Origin of the sequence: Streptomyces sp. NPDC059852 (genome assembly GCF_042731455.1) — a bacterium.
Taxonomy (GTDB): domain Bacteria; phylum Actinomycetota; class Actinomycetes; order Streptomycetales; family Streptomycetaceae; genus Streptomyces.
On the sequence record NZ_JBHWJK010000009.1, the window covers coordinates 110341 to 133168 of the forward strand.

General features: G+C 73.6%; 19 protein-coding genes. 5 read left to right on the plus strand and 14 right to left on the minus strand.

Annotated elements, in window-relative coordinates:
• Position 1 precedes the first annotated feature (1 nt).
• Complete coding sequence (locus ACFV46_RS14365; protein WP_361925018.1) at positions 2-958, minus strand: hypothetical protein; 957 nt, start codon at positions 956-958, stop codon at positions 2-4.
• The gene (locus ACFV46_RS14370; RefSeq protein WP_376728689.1) at positions 955-1773 is read right to left on the minus strand and encodes a phosphatase PAP2 family protein; all 819 of its coding nucleotides are present in this window, start codon (positions 1771-1773) and stop codon (positions 955-957) included. The genes ACFV46_RS14365 and ACFV46_RS14370 overlap by 4 nt, the downstream gene beginning before the upstream one ends.
• A 233-nt stretch (positions 1774-2006) precedes the next feature.
• Between ACFV46_RS14370 and ACFV46_RS14375 the strand changes: the two genes are divergently transcribed.
• The gene (locus ACFV46_RS14375; RefSeq protein ID WP_385498364.1) at positions 2007-2621 is read left to right on the plus strand and encodes a TetR/AcrR family transcriptional regulator C-terminal ligand-binding domain-containing protein; all 615 of its coding nucleotides are present in this window, start codon (positions 2007-2009) and stop codon (positions 2619-2621) included.
• A gap of 147 nt (positions 2622-2768) precedes the next feature.
• Here the strand turns inward: ACFV46_RS14375 and ACFV46_RS14380 are convergent, their stop codons facing one another.
• Positions 2769-3722: a DUF2510 domain-containing protein gene (locus tag ACFV46_RS14380; RefSeq protein ID WP_361925022.1), complete on the minus strand. Its 954-nt coding sequence runs from the start codon at positions 3720-3722 to the stop codon at positions 2769-2771.
• Between the two features lie 353 nt (positions 3723-4075).
• Between ACFV46_RS14380 and ACFV46_RS14385 the strand changes: the two genes are divergently transcribed.
• Positions 4076-6745, plus strand: a complete 2670-nt coding sequence (locus ACFV46_RS14385) for an ATP-binding protein (RefSeq protein ID WP_385498367.1) — start codon at positions 4076-4078, stop codon at positions 6743-6745.
• Between the two features lie 7 nt (positions 6746-6752).
• Here the strand turns inward: ACFV46_RS14385 and ACFV46_RS14390 are convergent, their stop codons facing one another.
• From ACFV46_RS14390 to ACFV46_RS14420, 7 genes are read right to left on the minus strand one after another with little or no spacing between them, the layout of a single operon-like run.
• Complete coding sequence (locus ACFV46_RS14390) at positions 6753-7544, minus strand: SDR family NAD(P)-dependent oxidoreductase (RefSeq protein ID WP_385498368.1); 792 nt, start codon at positions 7542-7544, stop codon at positions 6753-6755.
• Positions 7545-7589: 45 nt separating this feature from the next.
• Positions 7590-8723: a 3-oxoadipate enol-lactonase gene (gene pcaD, locus ACFV46_RS14395; protein ID WP_385498369.1), complete on the minus strand. Its 1134-nt coding sequence runs from the start codon at positions 8721-8723 to the stop codon at positions 7590-7592.
• Complete coding sequence (gene pcaB, locus ACFV46_RS14400; protein WP_385498371.1) at positions 8720-10018, minus strand: 3-carboxy-cis,cis-muconate cycloisomerase; 1299 nt, start codon at positions 10016-10018, stop codon at positions 8720-8722. Before pcaB ends, pcaD begins: the two co-directional genes overlap by 4 nt.
• Complete coding sequence (gene pcaG / locus ACFV46_RS14405; protein ID WP_385498373.1) at positions 10015-10620, minus strand: protocatechuate 3,4-dioxygenase subunit alpha; 606 nt, start codon at positions 10618-10620, stop codon at positions 10015-10017. The genes pcaB and pcaG overlap by 4 nt, the downstream gene beginning before the upstream one ends.
• 3 nt (positions 10621-10623) lie before the next feature.
• Positions 10624-11397 carry a protocatechuate 3,4-dioxygenase subunit beta gene (gene pcaH, locus ACFV46_RS14410; RefSeq protein ID WP_385498374.1) on the minus strand — a complete coding sequence of 258 codons (774 nt, stop codon included), beginning with the start codon at positions 11395-11397 and terminating at the stop codon, positions 10624-10626.
• Positions 11394-12053 carry a CoA transferase subunit B gene (locus ACFV46_RS14415; protein ID WP_361925035.1) on the minus strand — a complete coding sequence of 220 codons (660 nt, stop codon included), beginning with the start codon at positions 12051-12053 and terminating at the stop codon, positions 11394-11396. Before ACFV46_RS14415 ends, pcaH begins: the two co-directional genes overlap by 4 nt.
• The gene (locus ACFV46_RS14420) at positions 12053-12835 is read right to left on the minus strand and encodes a CoA transferase subunit A (protein WP_385498375.1); all 783 of its coding nucleotides are present in this window, start codon (positions 12833-12835) and stop codon (positions 12053-12055) included. The genes ACFV46_RS14415 and ACFV46_RS14420 overlap by 1 nt, the downstream gene beginning before the upstream one ends.
• 221 nt (positions 12836-13056) lie before the next feature.
• On the opposite strand from ACFV46_RS14420, the gene ACFV46_RS14425 reads away from it, so the two are divergent.
• Positions 13057-13521 carry a MarR family transcriptional regulator gene (locus tag ACFV46_RS14425; RefSeq protein ID WP_361341619.1) on the plus strand — a complete coding sequence of 155 codons (465 nt, stop codon included), beginning with the start codon at positions 13057-13059 and terminating at the stop codon, positions 13519-13521.
• 34 nt (positions 13522-13555) lie between these two features.
• Here the strand turns inward: ACFV46_RS14425 and ACFV46_RS14430 are convergent, their stop codons facing one another.
• Entirely contained in the window at positions 13556-14521 is a 966-nt protein-coding gene (locus ACFV46_RS14430; RefSeq protein ID WP_385498377.1) for a DUF3048 domain-containing protein, read from the minus strand.
• 179 nt (positions 14522-14700) lie between these two features.
• Here ACFV46_RS14430 and ACFV46_RS14435 point away from each other — a divergent pair, with 179 nt between their 5' ends.
• Positions 14701-15891, plus strand: a complete 1191-nt coding sequence (locus tag ACFV46_RS14435; RefSeq protein WP_361925041.1) for a zinc-dependent alcohol dehydrogenase — start codon at positions 14701-14703, stop codon at positions 15889-15891.
• Positions 15892-15913: 22 nt separating this feature from the next.
• Here ACFV46_RS14435 and ACFV46_RS14440 read toward each other — a convergent pair whose 3' ends face one another.
• The gene (locus tag ACFV46_RS14440; RefSeq protein ID WP_385498378.1) at positions 15914-16984 is read right to left on the minus strand and encodes an ATP-dependent DNA ligase; all 1071 of its coding nucleotides are present in this window, start codon (positions 16982-16984) and stop codon (positions 15914-15916) included.
• Between the two features lie 74 nt (positions 16985-17058).
• Here ACFV46_RS14440 and ligD point away from each other — a divergent pair, with 74 nt between their 5' ends.
• Positions 17059-18108, plus strand: coding sequence for a non-homologous end-joining DNA ligase (gene ligD, locus ACFV46_RS14445; protein WP_385498380.1), 1050 nt, complete (start codon positions 17059-17061; stop codon positions 18106-18108).
• Here the strand turns inward: ligD and ACFV46_RS14450 are convergent.
• Entirely contained in the window at positions 18095-20293 is a 2199-nt protein-coding gene (locus tag ACFV46_RS14450; RefSeq protein ID WP_385498382.1) for an OmpL47-type beta-barrel domain-containing protein, read from the minus strand. The two genes, ligD and ACFV46_RS14450, sit on opposite strands and share 14 nt — an antisense overlap.
• A complete protein-coding gene (locus ACFV46_RS14455; RefSeq protein ID WP_385498384.1) occupies positions 20290-22767 on the minus strand; it encodes a ThuA domain-containing protein in 2478 nt (825 codons plus the stop codon). Before ACFV46_RS14455 ends, ACFV46_RS14450 begins: the two co-directional genes overlap by 4 nt.
• Positions 22768-22828: the final 61 nt, after the last annotated feature.

Genomic DNA, 22828 nt, shown 5'->3' on the forward strand with positions numbered 1-22828 from the left:
TTCACAGGGGGGTGAGGTGTCCCGGATCGGGTTGCCGGGGCACGACCACGCGCTCGGGGGCCGCCTGCTCGCGTTCCAGGGCCAGGACGGCGGCCACCGGGTGCGCCTCGTCAGCCGGTTCCGGCGCGGGCGCGGCCGGTGCGGGGGTGGCGCGGGTGAGGAGTACCACACCCCAGGACGCCAGGCCGGCTCCCGCCAGCGCTGCCAGCACACCCGCCGGGCCGCCCCGCAGCCGTTCGCCGAGCAGGACCAGGCCGATCACGGCCGCCGCGAGCGGGTTCGCCAGGGTGACCACCGCGAGCGGGGCGCCGAGGCCGCCCCGGTAGGCGGTCTGCGACAGCAGCAGCCCGCCTGCCGCGAGCGACGCCACCAGCACGGCCACCCCGGTGACCTGGAGGCTGAGCAGCGGGGCGGAGTGGTCCGTGGCGGCCACCGTGACCGTCTGGGTGAGGGCCGAGGCGACTCCGGAGGTGAAGCCGGACGCGGTCGCGTGCCGCAGGCCCGGGCGGGCACCCGGCCACGCCAGCAGACCGGTCAGGGCCACGGTCACCGCCGCGACGCCGATCGCCTCGGAGGTGCTCAGCACGTCGTCGGGCGCGGACCCGGACGCCGTCACGAGGATCGCGGCGAGACCGGTCAGCGTCAGCGCCGTACCACGCCACTCGACGGCGCCGACCCTGCGGCCCGCCAGACGCGCGCCCAGCGGCACCGCGGCCACCAGTGTGAGCGCGCCGAGCGGCTGCACCACCGTCAGCGGCCCGTACTTCAGGGCGATGACGTGCAGGAGCGCGCCGGTGGCGTTGAGCAGCACCGTCCCCCACCAGGCGGCCGAGCCCAGCAGCCGCACCAGGCCGGAGCCGGCGCTGCGGGAGGCCAGGCGCTCCTGGGCGACGGCGGCGGTGGCGTAGGCGACGGCGGAGACGAGGGACAGCGCGACGGCGAGCGCGGTGGCGGTCATCGTCCCGCTCCCACGAGGACGGCGTCCCGGCCGGCGGCCTCGCCCCGGCGAGGTGCCGGCAGGAGCCGTCCGGCGCCCCGGCCGGCCGTGGTGGCCGTGCGGCCGGGGCGGGGGAGCAGGGCGAGCGCGAGCCCCAGCAGGGCCGTCGCCGCGAGTGCGTCGAGCCAGTAGTGGTTGGCGGTGCCCACGATGACCAGCAGGGTCAGCGCGGGGTGCAGCAGCCACAGCGGGCGCCAGCGCGAGCGGGTGACCGCGATCAGGCCGAGCGCCACCATCAGGGCCCAGCCGAAGTGCAGCGAGGGCATCGCCGCGAACTGGTTGGAGAGGTGGTCGGCCTGTGGCGGGCCGTACACGGACGGGCCGTAGAGGCGGGCGGTGTCCAGCAGCCCGGTCGCGGCGAGCATGCGCGGCGGGGCGAGCGGGAACGCCAGGTGCAGCAGCAGGGCGGCGCCGGTGACGGCCGTCAGGACCCGGCGGGCCCAGACGTAGTGCGCCGGGCGCCGCAGGTACAGCCAGACCAGGAAGGCCAGGGTGGCCGGGAAGTGGACGGTCGCGTAGTAGGTGTTGGCCACCCGCACGAGGGTGTCGCCGTGCAGCAGGAGGTGCTGCACCGCGCCCTCGCCGGGCAGGTGGACGGCGCGTTCCAGGTCCCACAGCCGGTCCGCGTTGCGGAACGCCTCGACGGTGTGGCCGGTCGCCAGTCGGCGCCCGGTCTTGTAGACGAGGAAGAACCCCGCCACGAGCAGGAGTTCGCGGATCAGGGGTGGCCGCGGTGGCGCGGCCTCCTGCTGGGAAGGCTCGGTGCGGGCATTCATCCCCCGGCCCCTTCGCTGACGTAGGTGGTGCTGGCTGAGCTGTCGGGCTGGGGACTGCTCCGGCTCGGCACACTCATCGATACGTGCTCGTTCCGAAACGGGCCTGTACCGATACGCCACTGTACCGATACGCCCGCGTTCCGGTACAGTGGCGTTTCGATAGATGTGCGACACACTGGAGGGCGGGCCCCTCCGACGGTGGGCGCCGCACCCGGGAGCGAGGAGACGAGCAGATGACGTCGCAGGCCGCGGACGGACCGGACACGGTCGCCGCCTCGCGCCGCTCCAAGCTCACGCGCGAACGTGAGCAGGAGTTCTTCGACGCCGTCCTCGACCAGATCCGCGCCTGCGGCTACGACTCCGTCACGATGGAGGGCGTCGCCGCCAGCACCCGGTGCAGCAAGGCCACGCTCTACCGGCAGTGGCGGACCAAGCCGCAGTTCGTCGCGGCCGCCCTGCGGGCCAGCCGGCGGACCCGCTTCGACGGGATCGACACCGGCGCCCTCGCCGACGACCTGAGGGAGGCCGCCCGCGCGGCGGGCGCCTGGTCGGCCAAGGACACCCGGCTGCTGCAGGCCCTCGGCCACGCCGTCACCCAGGACCCGGAGCTGAGGACGGCGCTGCGCGAGGCGCTCATCGACCCCGAGATCGACGCGCTCAAGCAGATCCTGCGGCGCGGGGTCGAGCGGGGAGAGGTGCCCGCCGACCATCCGGCGCTCGACTACATCCCCGCCCAGATCTTCGGCGTGCTGCGGGCCCGTCCCGTGCTGGAGGGCAAGGACGCCGACCCCGAGTACATCGTCCGGTTCGTGGAAGCCGCCGTGCTGCCCACGCTCGGACTCACCTGAGACCCAGGCCGCCGTCCGCGGGATGACTGGACGGCGACCTGCAGCGCCGCACCGTGGGGACGGGGGCGGCGCGCACCACCCGGCCGGGTGGGGTGCCCCTTGAGCGGAGGGGCCGCCCCACCCGGCCGTGTCACGTTCCGCCCGCGCTCACACGTCCTGGCCGGGGCCACCGCCCTTGGAGACCTCGATGCCCTTCGCGATCTCGTCCAGGACGCCCTGGCCCTGGTCGACGTCCACTCCGAGCCGGACGACCACGATCTCCTTGCCGCCGGAGGCGGGCGACGGGAAGGCGAGCGACTCGACGTAGCCGTCCGAGCCCTCGCTGGTGACCGCCTGCCAGCGGACCAGATAGCCCTTGCGCCCGGCCACGGTCACCGCCTCGGACGCCAGCACCTTGTGCGAGGTGATCTTCCCGTAGCCCTTGCCGTACGACTCCTCCGCGTTCGCCGCGATGTCCGCCTTGGCGACCTCCTCGGGGGTGTCGCCCGCGGTGCGCAGCACGAGCGCCGGAGCCGAGTAGGCGCCGCCCTTCATACAGGTCTCGGACTTCTGCGCCGGGCACGGATAGGTGTCCTTCGAGGCCACCTGCGCGCCCGCCCGGACCTGCTGCCCGTACCAGCCGTCCGGCACGGGGAGGCTGATCCCGTTCAGCGGGTCGGTGACCGAGCCGCTCTCCACCTTCGGCGGCTCGGACCCCTCCGGGCCCTCCGACGGCCCGCCCGAGTCCCCGCCGGGACCGCCGGGCAGGTCCGGGCGGTCCTCCCGGTCCTGCCGGGAGCCCGCGGCCGTGCCGCCCGGGCCGTCCTCGGCCGTCAGCGCGTACACGCCGACGCCGATGCACGCGAGGACCACCGCCGCCACGCCGGCGGCTATCCCGGTGCGCAGTCCGCGCCGGCCGCCGGGCCGCACCTGGCCGGGATAGCCCGGGTGGACGGGGTACGCCGGATACGCCCCGCCGGCCGGCGGGCCCGCCGGGGCGCCGGTCCCCGTGGGGCGGACCTGATCGGTCCACGCGCTGCCGTCCCACCAGCGCTCGGTGGGCGGGCCGTCACTGTGCCGGCCTGGGTCGGGGTACCAGCCGGGAGGAGTCACCTGCGTCATGGGCCCACCGTATGAGGTGCGGGTGAAAGCCGGATGAGAGGGCCGGGCCCGGAGCCGCGCCCCGGCCGCGGGACCGGTGCGCGAGCGGCGTCGGCCGGTCGGAGGACCGACCCGGGAGCCACCGGGCCGGCTGCGGCGCGCGCGACCCGACGAAACCCCCGACTGCCCACTCCTGGCCGGAATTTGACTGTCATTCAGTCGACAAGCGCCATGTCGCGGACCCTTTCCGTCGCCCGCCCGCAGCGCCCGTCACCCGTCGCGGCAACAGGTGCCCCGAGCGCTCTCCATTCCGTCCGCCGGAGGGCTACGCTCGGGGACGGTACGTCGTCCGGGCGACTTGGGGAGGTAGCGGGATGACGGAGGTACGGCCCACGCGGGCCGCCTCGGCCTCCCTCTGGGAGCGCGACGAGGAGGTCGCCGCCATCGGGCGGGCCCTGGACCGGCTGTGCGCGGACGAGACCACCGCGGGCAGCCTGCTGGTGCTCCGCGCCGAGGCGGGACTCGGCAAGACCGCCCTGCTGGCCGAAACACGCCGTATCGCCGAGGCCCGCGGCTGCACCGTCTGGTCGGCCCGAGGCGGCGAGACCCTCAGCTCCGTCCCCTTCAACGTCGTACGGCAGTTGCTTCAGCCGGCGCTCCTGTCGCTGATGCCGGAGGAGGCCCGCGAGTACCTCGGCGACTGGTACGACATCGCCGGCCCCGCCCTCGGCATAACGGACCCCGGTGAGCGCCAGGCCGACCCGCAGGGCGTGTGCGACGGACTGGTCGCCGCCGTCCGCCGGCTCGCCCGGCGCGAATGGCCGCTGGTGCTGCTGATCGACGACGCCCACTGGGCCGACCAGGAGACCCTGCGCTGGCTCGCCGCCTTCAGCGAACGCCTCGACGAGCAGAACGTCCTGGTCGTCGTGGCCCGCCGCCCCGGCGAGGTCAGCGGCGACAGCGCCCGCCACCTCGAGGCCGTCGCCGCCGCCGGCACCTCCGTCGCCACCCTCAGCGCCCTCACCCCCGAAGCCACCGCCGGACTCACCCGCGCCACCCTCGGCCCCCACGCCGACGCTCCGTTCTGCCGCGAGGTCTGGGCCGTCACCGGCGGCAACCCGTACGAGACCGTCGAACTCCTCGCCAAGGTCCAGGAGAACGAGTTCGAGCCGACCGAGGCGACGGCCGGCGAACTGCGCGCCCTGAACCGCGCCGCGCGCGGCGGCGGTCTCGTCGCCCGCCTGGAGACCCTCGGCATCGAGGCCACCCGGTTCGCCTGGGCCGCCGCCATCCTCGGCACCGGGATCACCGTCGACCTGGTGGCCGAGCTGGCCACGATGAGCGTCGACGACGCCGACCGCTGCGCGGAACTCCTGTGCGGCGCCCGTATCCTCACCGAACCCGACCCGGCCGGGATGCCGCCCGACGACGGCGAGTTCCAGTTCGTCCACCCGCTGATCGCCACCGCCGTCTACAACTCCATCCCGGACGCCCTGCGCACCGCCATGCACGGCATCGCCGCCCGTGTCGTCACCGACAACGGCCGGGGCGCCGCCGTGGCCGCCCGGCACCTCCTGGAGGTCCACCCCGACGGCGACGAGGAACTCGTCGAGCAACTGCGCGAGGCCGCCCGCGAGCACCTGGCCGTCGGCGCCCCCGACGCGGCCCGCCGCTGCCTGGAGCGCGCCCTGGTGGAGCCGCCCCGGCCCGAGATCCACGCCCATGTGCTGCACGAACTGGGCTGCGCCACCCTGCTGACCGCGCCCGCCGTCACCATCGACCACCTCCAGCGGGCCCTCGCCCTGCCCGGCCTCGACGGCGACGACCGCGTCGACGCCGTCTACCGCCTGTCGCAGGCCCTGCTCCACAACGACCAGCTGGAGGAGGCCGTCCGCACCGTCGAGGCGGAGGCCGCCCGGCAGAGCGGCCCCGCCCGGCTGCGGCTGCAGGCCGTGCAGTTCATGTGGGAGGGCATCCACGGCGAGACCGCCTCACCCGGGCGCTCCGCGCGCCTCGCCGAGCTGGCCGCCACCTGCACCGGCCGGGACAACTCCGAACGCGCCCTGCTCATCCTGCGCGGCTTCGACGCCATGGCCCGCGGCGAGAACGCCGAGGAGGTCGCCGAGCTCTGCGACCGCGCCCTCGTCAACGGCCGCCTGGCCCCCGGCCTCGGCTGGACCGACCCCGAGTGGGGCCTGGAACTGCCGATGATGCTGGCCAGCGCCTACGCCTTCACCGACCGCCTCGACCGTGCCGAGACCCTCTACAACGAGGCTCTGCGCGCCTACGACTCGGTCGGCTGGAGCGGCGGGCATCTCGCCCTGGCCCACGCCTACGTCGGTCTCGGGCTGCGCAGGCGCGGCCGGCTCCAGGAGGCGGAGGAGTCGCTGCGCCAGTCGCTGGCGCTCGCCGAACGCGTCGGCCGGCGGCTGCCGCTGCACTGGTCCGCGACCTGCAACCTCGTCGACACGCTGCTCGCGCGCGGGCATGTCGCGGAGGCCTGGGAGATCGCCGAGCAGTACGGCTTCGCCCCGCCCTACCCGTCCACCATCGTCCTGCCCGACCCGCGCGCGGTCCGCGGCCGGCTGCTGCTCGCCGTCGGCCGGACCAAGGAGGGCGTCAACGAACTCGAGGCCGCCGAGAAGGCGGCCGCCGTCCGCGGCCACCACAACCCCGTCCTCGTCCCCTGGGCCGTGGATCTCGCCCGCGTCCTCGCCAACGAGGACCCCGCGCGGGCCGCGCGGCTGGCCGCCGAGGTCCGCCGGCACGCCGAACGCCTGGGCACCGACACCGCGATCGGTGAGGCCCTGCGCTGCGCGGCCGCGCTGGAGACCGGGCAGCGAGCCGTCCGCCTCGCCGAGCAGGCCGTCACCTATCTGGAGGCGTCACCCTGCCAGTACGAGCACGCCGCCGCCCGCGTCGAGTACGGCCTGGCCGCCCGGTCCGCCGCCGAGCTGCGGCGCGGACTGACCCTGGCCCGCTCGTGCGGCGCGGACGGCCTGGTGCGCCAGGCCGAGACGGCACTGGCCACCGGCCTGGTCTGAGCCCCGGTCACAGCCGCAGCAGCTGCTCGGTTACGGCGGTCAGCCGCTCACGGGTGGCGGGGTCGTAGGCGGCCGGGTGGGCCCGCGCGGGCGACGTCCCCTCGAAGTAGCCGCCCGAGCCCAGGTCCCGGGTGGCGAGCGCCAGGACGCCGGGGGCGCCGTCGGCGACCGTGTGCAGGGGGGTGAGGCCGCTGTCGCGGACCATCGCCGTGTCCATGTGCGTCGCCGGGTGCACCACGTTCACCTGGACGCCCGTGCCGGCCAGCTCCCCGGCGAGGACGAACGTATGGACCGCCAGCGCGAACTTGCTGCGGCAGTACGCCGCCACGCCCTCGTAGCCGCGGGTCATCTCGGGGTCAGCCGGATCCAGCGGCTCCTGGCCCGCCGAGCCGACATTCACGATCCGGGCCGGCGCGTTGGCGCGCAGCACCGGCAGCAGGGCGCGGGTCAGCGCCACCGGTGCCAGATAGTTCACGGCGAGCCGCAGTTCGTGCCCGTCGGCGCTCAGCTCCCGGCGGGTGCGGTCCGGCCCGCCGCCGATCGCCGCGTTGTTGATCAGGACGTCCAGCTCGGGGTGGTCGCCCGCGACGTGCGCCGCCAGCTCCCGTACCTGGCCGAGCGAGGCCAGGTCGGCCACGTACCCCTCGGCCTCCCCGTCGGCCCGCAGCTCCTCGACGAGGCGTTCCGTGCGGTCGGCGTCCCGTCCGTGGGCGAGCACCCGGTGCCCGGCCCGGACCAGTTCGACGGCGAGGTGGCGGCCGAGCCCCGAGGTGGCGCCGGTGAGCAGCAGCGTGGACATGCCCTCACCGTAGGCACACGGGACGGCTCGTGCGCGCCGCCCGGGTCACCCGGCGGTGCCGGAGTCCGCGTCGGACTTCTCGGTGAGCACCCGCTGGGCCACGGCGAACGCGGCGTTCGCGGCGGGCACCCCGCAGTACACGGCCGTCTGGAGCAGTACGGCCCCGATCTCGTCCGGCGTGAGCCCGTTGCGCCGGGCGGCCCGGACGTGCATCGCCAGCTCGTCGAGATGCCCGTGCGCGACCAGCGCCGTCAGGGTGATCAGGCTGCGTTCGCGCCGGCCGAGCGTCGGGTCGGCCCAGACCTCCCCCCACGCGTAGCGCGTGATGAAGTCCTGGAAGCGGGCGGTGAACGCGTCCTGGCGGGCCTGCGCCCGGTCCACATGCGCGTCGCCCAGGACCTCGCGGCGCACCGCCATGCCCCGCGGGCCGTCGCCGCCGAGGTGGGCCCGCAGCGCCGTGAGCACCGCCTCCGGGCGCTCCGCCGGGGCCAGGTGCGAGGCGCCCGGGATCTCGACGAGCGCCGCCCCCGGCACGGCGTCCGCGATCTCCCGCAGATGGGCGGGCGGTGTCACCGGGTCCAGGCGCCCCGCGACCAGCAGGGTGGGCGCGGTGACGCGGGCCAGCTGGTCCCGCAGGTCGAACGCGGCCAGCGCGTCGCAGCACGCGGCGTAGGCGGCGGGGTCCGCCTCCCGGTGGTCGTGGACGAGCCGGGGCACGGTGAACCCGGGGGTGAACCAGCGGGCGTCCGCATGGTCGGCGAGCCCGGCCAGACCCTCCCGCCTTACCAGCGCGGCCCGCTCCTTCCACGGCTGTGCGCCGCCGAAGTGCGCCGACGCGCAGAGCACGGCCAGCGAGTCGACCCGCCGGGGGTGGTGGACGGCGAGGTGCATCCCGACGGCGGCGCCGAGCGAGACACCCGCGTACGCGAACCGCTCCACGCCGAGGGAGTCGGCGAGCGCGAGCACCAGGCCCGCCAGATCACCGACCGTCGCCCCGGCGTCGATCAGACCGGCCGGTGAGCGGCCGTGCCCGGGCAGGTCCCAGCGGACCACCCGGTGGGTGGCGGACAGCTCGGGCGCCACCGCGTCCCACAGCGCGTACGACGTGCCGAGCGAGGGGCCGAGCAGCAGCGGGGGCGCGGAGGCGGGGCCTTCGGCGCGATGGTGGAGAAGGGTCAACGTCGCTCCAGTGCACGGTCGGTGAGGGCTCCCGCGGAGCCGGTGTAGTGCGTCGGGTCGAGGTCGGCGCCGGCCAGCTCGGGCGCCTCGGCGAGCGGGCGCCCCTCGGCGGCCAGCCGGGTCAGCAGCTCCTTCGCGCGGACGCGGCCCAGCTGCGCGGCCAGTTCGGCGGACAGCCGCTCCGAGACGACCGCGCCACCGGTGAGGTCCAGATGCGCGCGCATCGCGTCCGGGCGCACCCGCAGCCCCTCCGCCAGCTCGGCGGCGTCGCGGGCGGCACCGCCCACCAGGCGCAGCAGATCCCGCAGCGGCTCCCACTCCGCGTGCCAGGCACCGGCCGGCCGTTCGTCCTCGGCGGCCAGCGACCCGTACAGGGTGGCGGCGAGCTGCGGGGCGCGCCGGGCGGCGGCGACGATCAGGGTGGACCGGACGGGGTTGGACTTGTGCGGCATGGCGGAGGAACCGCCGCCGCCGCCCTCGGCGACCTCGGCGATCTCGGTGCGCGACAGGGTCAGCACGTCGACGGCGGCCTTCCCGAGCGCCCCCGCCGTGAACGCGAGGCAGCCCGCGAGGTCGGCGACGGGCGTGCGCAGGGTGTGCCACGGCAACTCAGGCGCACACAAGCCCAGTTCACGGGCGTACGCCGCGGGCAGGGCGGTCGGGTCGCTCGCCCCGTACGCCCCGAACGCCGCCAGCGTCCCCGCCGCGCCCCCGAGTTGGGCGGGCAGCGCGTCCCGTACGGCCGTCGTCCGGTCCCGTGCGTCCAGGACCAGCGCCCGCCAGCCGGCCGCCTTCAGCCCGAACGTCGTCGGGACGGCGTGCTGGGTGAGGGTGCGCCCCGGCAGCACGGTGTCGCGGTGTTCGGCGGCGAGCCGGGCGAACGCCCGCCCGGTGCGCTCCAGATCGGCGAGGACCGGGCCGAGCGCGCGCACGGCCACCAGCATCATCGCGGTGTCCATGATGTCCTGGCTGGTGGCGCCCCGGTGCACGCAGGGGCCGTGTTCCTCGCCGACGGCCCGGGTCAGCGCGCCGGCCAGGGGGATGACCGGGTTGCCGCCCGCGCGGGCCTCCTCGGCGAGCGCCCGCGCGTCGAAGCGGTCCGCGACCGCCGCGCCGGTCACCGCCCGGGCGGCCGCCTCCGGGGCGAGGCCCAGGGCCGCCTGGGCGCGGGTGAGGGCGGCCTCCGCGTCCAGCAGGGCCTGCAGGACCGCCTCGTCGCCGGTCGCGCGGGCCGCGTCCGAGCCCGTCCAGCCCGGGGCGAGCAGTCCGCTGTCACCGGATGCCGCAGAAGTCACTGGTACTCCAGGAAGACCGTCTCGCCTTCGCCCTGAAGGCGGATGTCGAAACGGTACGTGGCACGGCCCTCGTCCCGCGCGACCAGCGTGGCGCGTCGCTCCCCGTCCAGCCGCGCGAGCAGCGGGTCGGCGGCGTGCGCGGCCGTGTCCTCCGGCAGATAGATCCGGGTGAACAGGTGCACCAGGAGCCCGCGCGCGAACACGCAGACGCTCAGGTACGGGGCGCCGCGCCCGCGGGCGCCGGGGCGCAGGGTGCGCGCGAACCAGTGCCCGTCCGCGTCGGTCCCCGCCCGGCCCCAGCCGGTGAACTCCACGCCGTTGCGGCCCAGATGCCCGCCACCCGCCGGGTCGCGCCGCATCGAGCCGTCGACGGCGGGGACGTTCCCTTCGGGGTCGGCGCCCCACACCTCGAGGAAGGCGTCGGGCACCGGCGCGCCCGCGCCGTCCAGGACGTACCCGTGCACGGTGATCGTGTCCGGGTGCCCGAGGGGCGCGATCTCCTCGCCGCCGCGGAACGGCAGCGCGTAGCCGTAGAAGGGGCCGACCGTGTGGGAGGGGGTGGGCGGCACGCCGCCCGTTCCGTTCGTGCCGTTCGCCGTCACGGCTCAGCGCCCCTCTTCCCGCCAGGTGGCGTGCGGTCCGTCCAGCACGATGTCCCAGCGGTAGCCCAGCGAGAACTCCGGCACGGACAAGTCGTGGTCGTAGGTGGCGACGAGCCGCTGCCGGGCGGCGTCGTCGGTCACGGACTGGATGATCGGGTCGTACGGGAACAGCGGATCGGCCGGGAAGTACATCTGCGTGACCAGGCGCTGGGTGAAGGCCGTGCCGAACATCGAGAAGTGGATGTGGGCGGGCCGCCAGGCGTTGAGGTGGTTGCGCCACGGGTAGGGGCCCGGCTGGATGGTCGTGAAGTGGTACCGGCCGTCGGCATCCGTGAGGGTACGGCCCACACCCGTGAAGTGGGGGTCCAGCGGGGCGTCGTGCTGCTCGCGCCGATGGGCGTACCGGCCGGCCGCGTTGGCCTGCCAGATCTCGATGAGCTGGCCGCGCACGGGGCGTCCGGCGCGGTCCAGGAGCCGCCCGGAGACGGTGATCCGCTCGCCGAGGGGCTCACCGGTGTGCTGCCGGGTGAGGTCGTTGTCGATCTCGGTGACGTCCCGCTCGCCGAAGGCGGGGGAGTGCAGCTCGACCAGCTCCGGGTCCTCGCTCACGTCGACGGCGACCGGCGGCCGCTTCGGGTGGCGCAGCAGGGACGACCGGTACGGCGCGTAGTCCCGGCGCGGATGGTGCTCGGCGGGCGCCCCGTCCGCGATCCGCCTCCGGTACGCGGCGCGCTCGGCCGCGATCTCCTGGTCGATGTCGTGCTGGGTGAGGGTCATGGGGTGGTTCCTCGGTGGTCGTCGGCGTCCGTGAGCAGCCCGGCGCCGGTGCGCGCGGCGATCTCCCCGGTGCTCACGCCGGGCGCGGTCTCGACGAGCCGCAGCCCGTCCGGTGTCACGTCGAGGACGCCGAGGTCGGTGACGATCCGGTCCACGCACGCCCTTCCGGTGAGCGGCAGCGTGCACTCCCGCAGGATCTTCGGGGAGCCGTCCTTGGCGGTGTGGGTCATCACCACGATGACCGTGCGGGCCCCGTGGACCAGGTCCATCGCCCCCCCGATCCCGGTGATCATGGTGCCGGGGACGGCCCAGTTCGCCAGGTCGCCGCGCTCCGACACCTGCATGGCGCCCAGCACGGCCACGTCGATGTGGCCGCCCCGGATCATCGAGAACGACAGCGCCGAGTCGAAGAAGGAGGCGCCCGGCAGGACGGTCACGGTCTCCTTCCCGGCGTTGATCAGATCGGGGTCGACCTGGTCCTCGGCCGGGTAGGGGCCCGTGCCGAGGATGCCGTTCTCGGACTCCAGGACCACTTCGACGTCCGGCGGCAGATGGTTCGGGATCAGCGTGGGCAGCCCGATGCCCAGGTTGACGTACTGTCCGTCGCGCAGCTCGCGGGCGGCGCGCGCGGCCATCTCCTCCCGGGTCCACGCCATCAGCCGTCCTCCGTCCCGCGCGCCCGGGGCGACGAGACCGTACGCCGCTCGACGCCCTTGTCCGCCGCCTGCTGCGGGGTGAGCGCCACGACCCGCCGCACGAAGATCCCCGGCAGATGCACCGCGTCCGGGTCGATGCCACCGGGCTCGACCAGCTCCTCGACCTCGGCGATCGTGATCCGTCCGGCCATCGCGGCCAGCGGGTTGAAGTTCCGCGCGGCCTTGGCGAACACCAGATTGCCGTGCCGGTCGCCGCGGGCGGCCCGCACCAGCGCGAAGTCGGTGCGGATGCCGCGCTCCAGCACGTACTCGGTGCCGTCGAACTCGCGCACCTCCTTCGGTGGCGAGGCGAGCGCGACCCCGCCGGAACCGTCGTAGCGCCAGGGCAGTCCGCCGTCGGCGACCTGGGTCCCGACGCCCGCCGGGGTGTAGAAGGCGGGGATGCCGGCGCCCCCGGCGCGCAGCCGCTCGGCCAGCGTGCCCTGCGGGATCATCTCCACCTCGAGCTCCCCGGACAGGTACTGCCGGGCGAACTCCTTGTTCGCGCCGATGTAGGAACCGGTGACCCGGGCGATCCGCCCGGCCGACAGCAGGACCGCCAGCCCGGACTCCCTCGCGCCGCAGTTGTTGGAGACGACCGCGAGTGAGGACACCCCGCGCTCGTACAGGGCCTGGATCAGCACGTTCGGCACACCGCTCAGGCCGAAGCCCCCCACCGCGAGCGACGCCCCGTGGCCCACGTCGGCCACCGCCTCCAGGGCCGTGGCGACCACCTTGTCCATCCGGGATGCCTCATCTCTTCCGAGATCTCCGTCGAGCGTCGCGCCGAGTAGTCAGGGCACTGAGCATCTGTGCGAGGTGTGCCTCACGCTGCCACCGGGGGAGCGGGCACGTCAATACCCCGTCGTTGCGCCGATCACGGGAGGTTCCGCGGTGGCGACGACCATGCCGGCATCCGCTATCGTTCAGTGCACCGACGAAAAAAGTCACCCAGGGAGCGCGCATGGCCGCCGTGGACCTCGGCACCCACCCCGGGCATCTGGCCCGGCGGCTCCAGCAGGCGCACCACCTCCTGTGGAACACGATGGTGTCCGAGGAGATCACCTCGCCCCAGTTCGCCGTCCTCAACACCCTCGTCGCCGAGCCGGGCCTCGACCAGCGGACGGTGGGCGAGCGCGTCGGGCTCGACCGGTCCACCATCGCCGAGGTGATCACCCGGCTCGGGCGCCGCGGCCTGCTCGACAAGGTGCGCGACCCGCAGGACGGGCGCCGCTCCCTGCTGCGCCTCACCGACGACGGGCTGCGCACGCACAAGCGGCTGACCGTGCGCACGGCGCGGATGAACCAGGTCTTCCTCGCCCCGCTCTCAGGCGAGGAGCAGACGCTGTTCCTCGACCTGATCCGGCGGGTCGCGGACGCGGCGGAAGGACTGCGCAACCCCGGGGAACCGCTCGCCCGGCAGCCCTGAGACGCCTGGACGCCGGACACGGGCCGGAGCGCCCTCAGGACGCCTTCGTGAACAGCACCCACACCTGGCCCCGCCGGAAGGACATGGGCGTGCCGTCCTTCGTGGTGAACGTCGTGCCGTCCGTGGCCTTCGGGCGCTTCCACCGCACGTCGTAGGCGCGCCCGTCGCGCAGCACCCGCGCCTTCCCCTCGCCGACCGTCTCCGTGAACGGCGTGTTGTTGCCGAGGAAGTCGCGGAACGCGGACCGGCGCACCTTCACCTCCTGCACGACGACCGTGGGCGCCGCCATCCTGCCTCCGTCCGTCGTCACGGCGGGCTCGCCGTCCATGGCGACCAGCCAGCGCTCCTTGTCCGGGGACCAGGTGAAGGTGTACCGGGCGGCCGGATACCGCACGGTCTGCGAGGCGGTCTCCCGGCCGCCCTCGGGAGCGGCGCCGAAGCGGAAACCGGTGGTGAGGGCGTCCGCGCCCGGTGCGGAGGGCAGCAGCCGGCCGGGCCGCAGATACAGGTTGTGCGGGGCGGGCCGGTCCGGGTCGCGGACGTAGGCGTCGGACGCCGTGCCGGGTGGCCTCGCCCGCACCGACGCCTTGTCGATCAGCGGCAGGAGCTTGCTCTGCGCCCCGGAGAACGCGAGCGTCGGCCGGTCGAACTGCGCAAGGAGCTCCAGATCGCTCTCGCGGGCGCTGCGCACCGGTCCGACGGTCTCCGGCAGCCGTGTCGCGTACACCGCCATCAGCCGGCTCAGGCCGCCCTCGACCTGCTCGACGTACACGACGTCCGCGGCGTCCAGCCCGGTCTGCGGGCGGGCGCCGGGGACGTTGTCGATCTTCACCGCCAGGACCGACGCCCGGCCGGCGCTCGCGTCCGGGGACGCCGTACGGCCCCGGCCGTCGTCCTGCCCGGACGTGCAGCCCGCCGCGAGGGAGGCCGTCAGGGCGGCGGCCAGCAGCGCCGCCACGCCCGTGGCGCGCCCGCCGCGCACCCGTCGCCGTCTGCCCACCGTCGTCACCCGTGCCCACCCACCGTCGATGTCACCTGTTCCGCGCTTATCGGTTCATAGGACCTATACCCGATCGGACCCGTGCTCGATCAGAGGTCGCCGTCCGGTTCGGCGAAGGGGCCAGGGGTACCCGGGCGACACGTGTGAACGCGGACAGGCGACGGAGGGAGCGCGGGGCGATGAGGGCAGTGACCTGGCAGGGAAAGCGGGACGTGCGCGTGGAGAACGTGCCCGATCCCAGGATCGAGGAACCCACCGACGCGATCATCCGCGTCACCTCGTCCGGACTGTGCGGCTCCGACCTGCATCTCTACGAGGTGCTGACACCGTTCATGACACCCGGCGACATCCTCGGGCACGAACCGATGGGCATCGTCGAGGAGGTCGGGGCCGGAGTGCCGGACCTCCAGGCGGGTGACCGGGTCGTGGTGCCGTTCCAGATCGCCTGCGGCGACTGCTGGATGTGCCTGACCGGCCTGCCGACCCAGTGCGAGACCACCCAGGTCAGCAGCGAGGGCATGGGCGCGGCCCTGTTCGGCTACACCCGGCTGTACGGGGCGGTGCCGGGAGCCCAGGCCGAGTACCTGCGCGTCCCGCAGGCCCAGTTCGGGCCCATCAAGATCCCGGAGGGACCCGCCGACGACCGGTTCGTCTACCTCTCCGACGTACTGCCGACCGCCTGGCAGGCGGTCAAGTACGCGGGTGTCCCGAAGGGCGGGAGCGTCGCGGTCCTCGGCCTCGGCCCCATCGGCGACATGGCCTGCCGGGTCGCGCAGCTCCAGGGCGCCGGCCAGGTGTTCGGCGTCGACCTGGTGCCCGAACGGCTGAAGAGGGTCCGCGAGCGGGGCGTCGAGACGTACGACCTGCGCAGCTTCGACGACGAGAAGGAACTCGTCGCCGCCATCCGCGACGCCACCGACGGCCGGGGACCCGACGCCGTGATCGACGCGGTCGGCACCGAGGCGCACGGCAGCGCCGTCGCCAAGCTGGCGCAGTCGGCCGCCGCGGTCATGCCGCGCAAGATCAGCGGCCCGTTCGCCGAGCGCTTCAGCGTCGACCGGCTGGCCGCCCTGTACACCGCGATCGAGCTGGTCCGGCGCGGCGGCACGATCTCGCTGTCCGGCGTGTACGGCGGCATGGCCGACCCGATGCCGATGCTCACCCTGTTCGACAAGCAGATCCAGCTGCGGATGGGCCAGGCCAACGTGCGCCGCTGGACCGACGAGATCCTGCCGTACCTCACGGACGAGGACCCGCTCGGCGTCGACGAGTTCGCCACCCACCGGGTGCCGCTCAGCGACGCCCCGCACGCCTACGAGATGTTCCAGCGCAAGCAGGAGGGCGCGATCAAGGTGCTGATGAAGCCCTGACCATCGCGAGGCGGGCGCCCGGTCACGCCGGGGGCGCGAAGATCTCCGCGAGGTCGTAGCGCACCGGCTCCTCCAGCTGCGCGTACGTGCAGCTCTCGGGGGTGCGGTCCGGGCGCCAGCGGCGGAAGCGGGCCGTGTGCCGGAACCGGGCGCCGTTCTCCATGTGGTCGTAGGCCACCTCGACCACCCGCTCCGGCCGCAGCGGCACCCAGGACAGGTCCTTCTTGCCCGACCAGCGGCTCGGCGCCCCCGGCAGCCGGGCCGACTCGTGGGCCGCCTCCTCGGCCCAGGCGGCCCACGGGTGCCCGGACACGTCGTCCATGCGCAGCGGCTCCAGCTCGTCGATCAGCTCGGCCCGCCGCTTCATCGAGAACGCCGCCGACACCCCGACGTGCTGGAGGGTGCCCCGGTCGTCGTACAGGCCCAGCAGCAGCGAGCCGACGACCGGGCCGCTCTTGTGCAGCCGGTACCCCGCGACGACGACGTCCGCCGTCCGCTCGTGCTTGATCTTGAACATCGCCCGTTCGTCCGGGAGGTAGCGCAGCGCGAGCGGCTTGGCGACCACGCCGTCCAGACCGGCCCCCTCGTACTGCTCGAACCAGCCCTGGGCCGTCTCGACGTCGGTCGTCGCCGGTGCCACGTGCACCGGTGCCGTCACCCCGGACAGCGCCGACGTCAGCAGCGCCCGGCGATCCGTCAGCGGTGCCCGCATCAGCGACTCGTCCCCCAGCGCCAGCAGGTCGAACGCGACGAACGACGCCGGGGTCCGCTCGGCCAGGGTGCGCACCCGCGAGTCCGCCGGGTGGATGCGCTCGGTGAGGGCGTCGAAGTCCAGCCGTCCCTCCCGGGCGATCACGATCTCCCCGTCCACCACGCACCGCCCCGGCAGGCGCTCCTTCAGCGCCGCCACCAGCTCGGGAAAGTACCTGGTCAGCGACTTGGTGGTACGGCTGGCCAGCTCGACCTCGTCCCCGTCGCGGAACACGATCGCCCGGAACCCGTCCCACTTCGCCTCGTACTGCATGCCCGGCGGGATCCTCGCCACCGACTTGGCGAGCATCGGCTTCACGGGCGGCATCACCGGCAGGTCCATGGTCCGATTCTGCGGGGCGCCGGCCGGACCCGCCCGATGTGCGGGGCGTCCGTGCGACGCCTACCGTGGCGGCCATGGGCGACGCGGTGGAACTTCAGGCGGGCGGACGGACCGTACGGCTGTCCAGCCCGGACAAGGTCTTCTTCCCGGAGCGCGGCTTCACCAAGCTGGACCTCGCCCGGTACTACGCCGCCGTCGGCCCCGGCATCCTGCGCGCCCTGCGCGACCGGCCCACCACCCTGGAGCGCTACCCCGACGGGGTGACCGGCGAGTGGTTCTACCAGAAGCGGGCCCCCAAGAACATGCCCGACTGGATCCCCACCGCCCACATCACCTTCCCCAGCGGCCGCAGCGCCGACGAGATGTGCCCCACCGAGGAGGCGGCCGTCGTCTGGGCCGCCCAGTACGGCACGCTCACCTTCCACCCCTGGCCGGTCCGCCGCGACGACGTCGACCACCCCGACGAACTGCGCATCGACCTCGACCCGCAGCCCGGCACCGACTACGACGACGCGGTGCGCGCCGCCCATGAACTGCGGGCCGTGCTCGACGAGTTCGGGGGTCTGCGCGGCTGGCCCAAGACGTCCGGCGGGCGCGGGCTGCACGTCTTCGTGCCGATCGAGCCGCGCTGGACCTTCACCCAGGTCCGGCGGGCCGCCATCGCCGTCGGACGGGAGATGGAACGCCGGATGCCGGAGCAGGTCACGATCAAGTGGTGGAAGGAGGAGCGGGGCGAGCGCATCTTCATCGACTACAACCAGACCGCCCGGGACCGCACCATCGCCTCCGCCTACTCCGTGCGGGCCCGGCCGCACGCCCCCGTCTCGGCGCCGCTGCGCTGGGAGGAGGTGGGCACCGCCCACCCGCGGGACTTCGACATCGCCACCATGCCGGCGCGCTTCGCCGAACTCGGCGACGTGCACGCCGACATGGACGACCACCGCTTCTCACTGGACGCGCTGCTGGACCTCGCGAACAAGGACGAGCGCGACCACGGGCTCGGCGATCTGCCGTACCCGCCCGAGTATCCGAAGATGCCGGGGGAGCCCAAGCGGGTACAGCCGAGCCGGGCCAGGAAGGCGGCGCCCCACGAGGAGACGCCGCCGGAGCCTACAGCTCCTTGATCCGGACGTCCCGGTACGAGACGACGTCCGTCGTGCTGTGCACCTGGAGCCCGATGTAGCCGGAGGCGAACCGCCGCCCGTCCGTGCCCGGGTCGTCCGAGCGCGGCGGTTCGAAGACCTGGCCGCCGGTGTTCTCGAACTCGTTGATCAGCACGCCGTTGCGGAAGACCGAGTAGTGCTGGTCGACCACCCGGATCTCGTAGTCGTTCCACGTGCCCTTCTGGGTGACGCCGGCACCGGCGAGCCCCACCCGGTCGAAGCCGTACACCGAACCGGTCTTGTACATGTCGCCGGTGGGCGAGTCGAACACCTGGATCTCGTGCCCGTACTTGATGGCCGCCCACTCCGGCCGTGGCTCCTCGGGGTGGTCGTGGATCCACGGGAAGCGCACGAACACACCGGAGTTGGCGTTGCCCGTACCCGGCGCGTCGTCCCGCCACTGGAGCTTCAGCGAGAAGTCCCCGTACTTGCGCTCCGGGAACCACAGCATCCCCAGGCCGGACCGGGCGGTGCCGCTGGTGATCGACCCGTCGCCGTTCGGCGCGAACGAACCGCCGCCCACCTGCTGCCACTTGGCGAACGACTCCGGGCTGCCGTCGAGGATCGTGCGGTACCCCTCGGTCTGGCCCGGCTCACCGATCCCGGACTGCCGGGCCGCCTTGCGGATCGCCTTGTACTCGCGCTGGTCGACGACGCCTTCCTTGAGGAGCTTGTCCAGGACCGACGTCACGTGCTTGACGAACAGCGCGTGCGACGTCCACTCCTTCTCGTCCTCGATCAGCTCGTTGATCCGGCACCGGCTGTTGGTGAGCCGGTTCGGCACGCCCGAGTCGACCGTGCCCACGATCACCGTCAGCCGCTCGTCGAACTCCGGGCAGTTGGGCGCCGGGACCTGGCCGGAGACCACCGTGAAGGTGACCGTGCGGGCGGCGGAGGTGTTGCCCGCCTTGTCGGTCGCCCGGTAGGCCAGCGTGTGGGTGCCCGCCCGGTCGACGACGACCGGCGCGGTGTACGCCAGATACGGACCGGCGTCGATCGAGTACTCGATCCGGTTGACGCCCGAGCCGTGGTGCTCGTCGGTCGCCGTGACGGTCACCTTGGCGTTGCCGACGTACGCACCGGACGAGTTCTTCGTGCCCTCGACCGTCACGCCCGTCACCGGTGCCGTGGTGTCGTCCTCGGGCGCCGGCACGACCGTGAAGCGCACGTCCTTGGCGGGCGCCACGTTGCCCGCCTTGTCGGTGGCCCGGTAGCGCACGGTGTGGCCGCCCGCCTCGTGCACCATCACCGGCGCGGTGTACGGCTGCCAGGCGCCGTCGCCGAGCGCGTACTCGACGCCGTTGACACCGGAACCCGTGTCGGACGCGGAGACCGTGACGGTCGCCATGCCGATGTACGCCCCGTCGGCGTCCTTCTCGCCGCTGACCGTCGCCGACGTCTCGGGCGGGGTGGTGTCGTCGGACTGCGGCGCCACCACGGTGAACGTGACGCTCTTCTCCGCCGAGACATTGCCCGCCTTGTCCAGCGCCCGGTAGCGGACCGTGTGGTCGCCGACCTGGTCGACCACGACCGGCGCGGTGTAGGGCTGCCAGGCGCCGTCGCCGAGCGCGTACTCGACGCGGTCGACGCCGGAGCCGCCCTCCTCGTCGGTGGCGTGGACGGCCACGCTCGCCGAACCGACGTACTGGCCCTGCGCGTTCTGCGTGCCGCTGACGTGGGCCGACGCCTGCGGGGCCGTCGTGTCCTCGCCGGTGCCCTCGGTGACGATCAGGACGCCCTGCATCTGCCCGTGGCCGGGGATCGTGCAGTGGTAGCGGTAGCGGCCGGGGGTGAGCGTGACCTCCGCCGTGTGCCGGCCGCCCTGGTCGTCGTTCGGGTTGGCCAGGATGTTGAGCTGCACGTCGTCGTTGAACTCGACGTCCGAGGTGTCGAAGGTCAGCGTGTGCGGCATCCCGGTGGTGTTGCCGGTCGCCGCGCTGTTCTCGAACACGATCGTCGCCGGGCCCGCCACGGCCGTCGTGGGCGCCGAGGCGTACTTCGTGATGTCGTCGCCCGCCGTCCAGGTGAGGACCTGGGCGGCGGCCGCCTCCGCCGTCCGCGGCTGTCCGGTCGCGGGCAGCGCCTGGAGCCCCAGCACCACCAGCAGCGCGGCGAGCAGGGCCGCCCATGCTCTTCGTCGTGTCACTGCGTCCCCCTCGCGAGTCGGTCGGCGGCCGGGGTGGGCCCGCCGCCCGTGTAGGTGACCCGCCACAGGGCCGACCTGCCGTCGGAGGTGAAGAAGCCGCGGCCGTAGTCGAGCACGTACAGCGCGCCGTCCGGACCGAACTTCCAGTCCATGAGGTTCTTGATGCCGTCGTTGCCGATCGGCACGATCTTCTTCAGCGACTCCGAGTGGACCGGCAGACCGCCGTCCCCATGGGTCTTCGGGTCGGTGATCACCGCGTTGCGCGGCTGGTCGGCGTCGTAGAAGTCGCCGACGAACCACTTGCCGTCCCAGTACGCGGGCCACTTCGTCGCGCTGGTGCTCTCCGCGTCGTACCGGTACACCGGCCCGTTCATCGCGGCCTGCCCGCCGCCCTTCAGCCACGGCAGCGCGTAGGTGGCCTCCTCCTGCTTGTACGACGGCACGCCGTTCGCGTCGCGCGGGAAGTCCGGGGCGCCGCCCTGCGGGGAGTACCAGATGTTGTTGCCGGTCACCGGCGGCAGGTTGACCAGGCCGTCGTTGTTCGGCGACTCGTTCTTCGGGTGGTCGCAGTCGTACCAGCCCAGCGGCTTGCTCGGGTCGGGCAGATTGCGGTCCCGGTAGGGCTGCTTGTTGCCCATGCAGTACGGCCAGCCCCGGTTGCTCGCCTTGGTGATGACGGCGAACGTGTCGTACTTCGCCGGACCCCAGGTCGTCGACGGGGCACCGGCGTCCGGGCCCACCCAGCCCGCGTAGAGCACGTCGGTCCGCTTGTCGACGGAGATGCGCGCCGGGTTGCGGACGCCCATCACATAGATCTCGCCGCGGGTCTTGCCGCCGCCCTCGGCGGTCTCCTCGCCGGTGAAGAGGTTCCCCTCCGGCAGGGTGTAGGTGCCGTCCGGCTCCGGGTGGATGCGCAGGATCTTGCCGTTGAGGTTGTTGGTGTTGCCGGCGGTGCGGCGCGCGTCGGCGAACGACACGCCCTTGTAGTTGGGCTGGGGGTTGTTGCCCGAGTAACCGTCGCTGAACCCGCTGGAGTTGTTGTCACCGGTCGCGATGTACAGGTTGCCCTTGGAGTCCCAGGCCATCCCGCCGCCCGCGTGGCAGCAGCTGTGGATCTGCACGGGCCACTTCAGCAGCACCTTCTCGCTGCCGAGGTCCAGCTTGTTCGTCGCCAGGTCGAGCGTGAAGCGGGAGACGCGCCGCTCGGCCATCCGCTTGTCCCGGTCGATCCGCGAGTGCGGCGTGTAGTGCAGATACACCCAGCCGTTGTCCTCGAAGCGCGGATCGAGCTCGATGCCGAGGAGCCCCTCCTCGACCTTGGTCAGCTCGTCCCCGCCGCCCTTGTTGCCGAAGACGGTCAGCGCACCCGCGAGGGTGACCTTCTTCGTCCTCGGGTCGTAGACGTGGATCTCGCCCTTGCCCTTGCCGACGTCCGGGTTGTTCCAGTCCGTGATCACGGGCTGCGAGGAGTCGGCGCCGCCGCGGCCGATGTAGAGCACCCGGCCGTCGGGAGCCGTGACCAGGCCGTGCGGCTCGCCGATCTGGTCGTTCTGCCCCGGCTGGTTGGGCTGGGTGAGCCGCTCCGCCTTGTAGTTGCCGGTGATGGTGGCCTTGCAGTCGGCCTGCACCAGCCGCGTCGTCCACAGCAGGGCGCCGCGCAGATGGGAGCGGAAGTCCGTCTCGTCGTAGGAGGAGACCGTGCCGCCCATCCCGGTGTAGAAGGACCGGCCGCCGTCGTAGTCACGGCACCAGCTCACCGGGTGGTCCCAGCCGTTGGCGCCCGCTCCGGGCCGGTACGACGACTCGCGCACCCGGGCGACCGTGTGCACCTCGCCGGACGGGTTCTTCACCCAGTTCAGCCACTTGTCCGGGCGCTTCCACTGCAGCGGCAGCTCCTGGGTGGCCGGATGCCGCCGGTCGCCCACCTCGACGACCGCGCGCTGCGCGTCCGCCGGGCTCGCGCTCGCGGGACGCGCCCCGATCAGGCCGGTGAACCAGTCCGAGTACGGCTCGGCGCGCGCCGCGTCATGGATGCCGACGAAACCGCCGCCCGCCTCCATGTACGCCTCGAGACCCGCCTCCTGCTCGGGGTCGAGGACGTCACCGCCGCCGGTGAGGAACACGATCGCGTTGAAGCGGCTCAACCTGGTCTCGTTGGTGAAGACCGAGGCGTCCTTCGTCGCCGTGACCGCGAAGCGCTGCTCGGTGGGTCCCGACAGGCCGATCCTCTCGATGGCCTCGATGCCGGCGTTCACGAGGGGCGACTCCTCGCCGGCCGCCGCGGACCCGTGGAAGATGAGCACCCGCACATTCGCGCCGCCCGGTGGCGACTTGATGGACATCGTTGTCAGGGGCGGATCCGGCGCAGGGCGCGCGGTCGCCGCCGGTGCGGACATCAGTCCGGCGGCCACGACCCCCGCGGCCACACCGGCCACCCAGGTACGTCTTCTCGTGCTCAACCCTCGTAAGTGCATGGGCACCTCCACGGTCACAGCGACAGCGACTAGGAAGTTAGACCCCTTTGAACAACTCGCC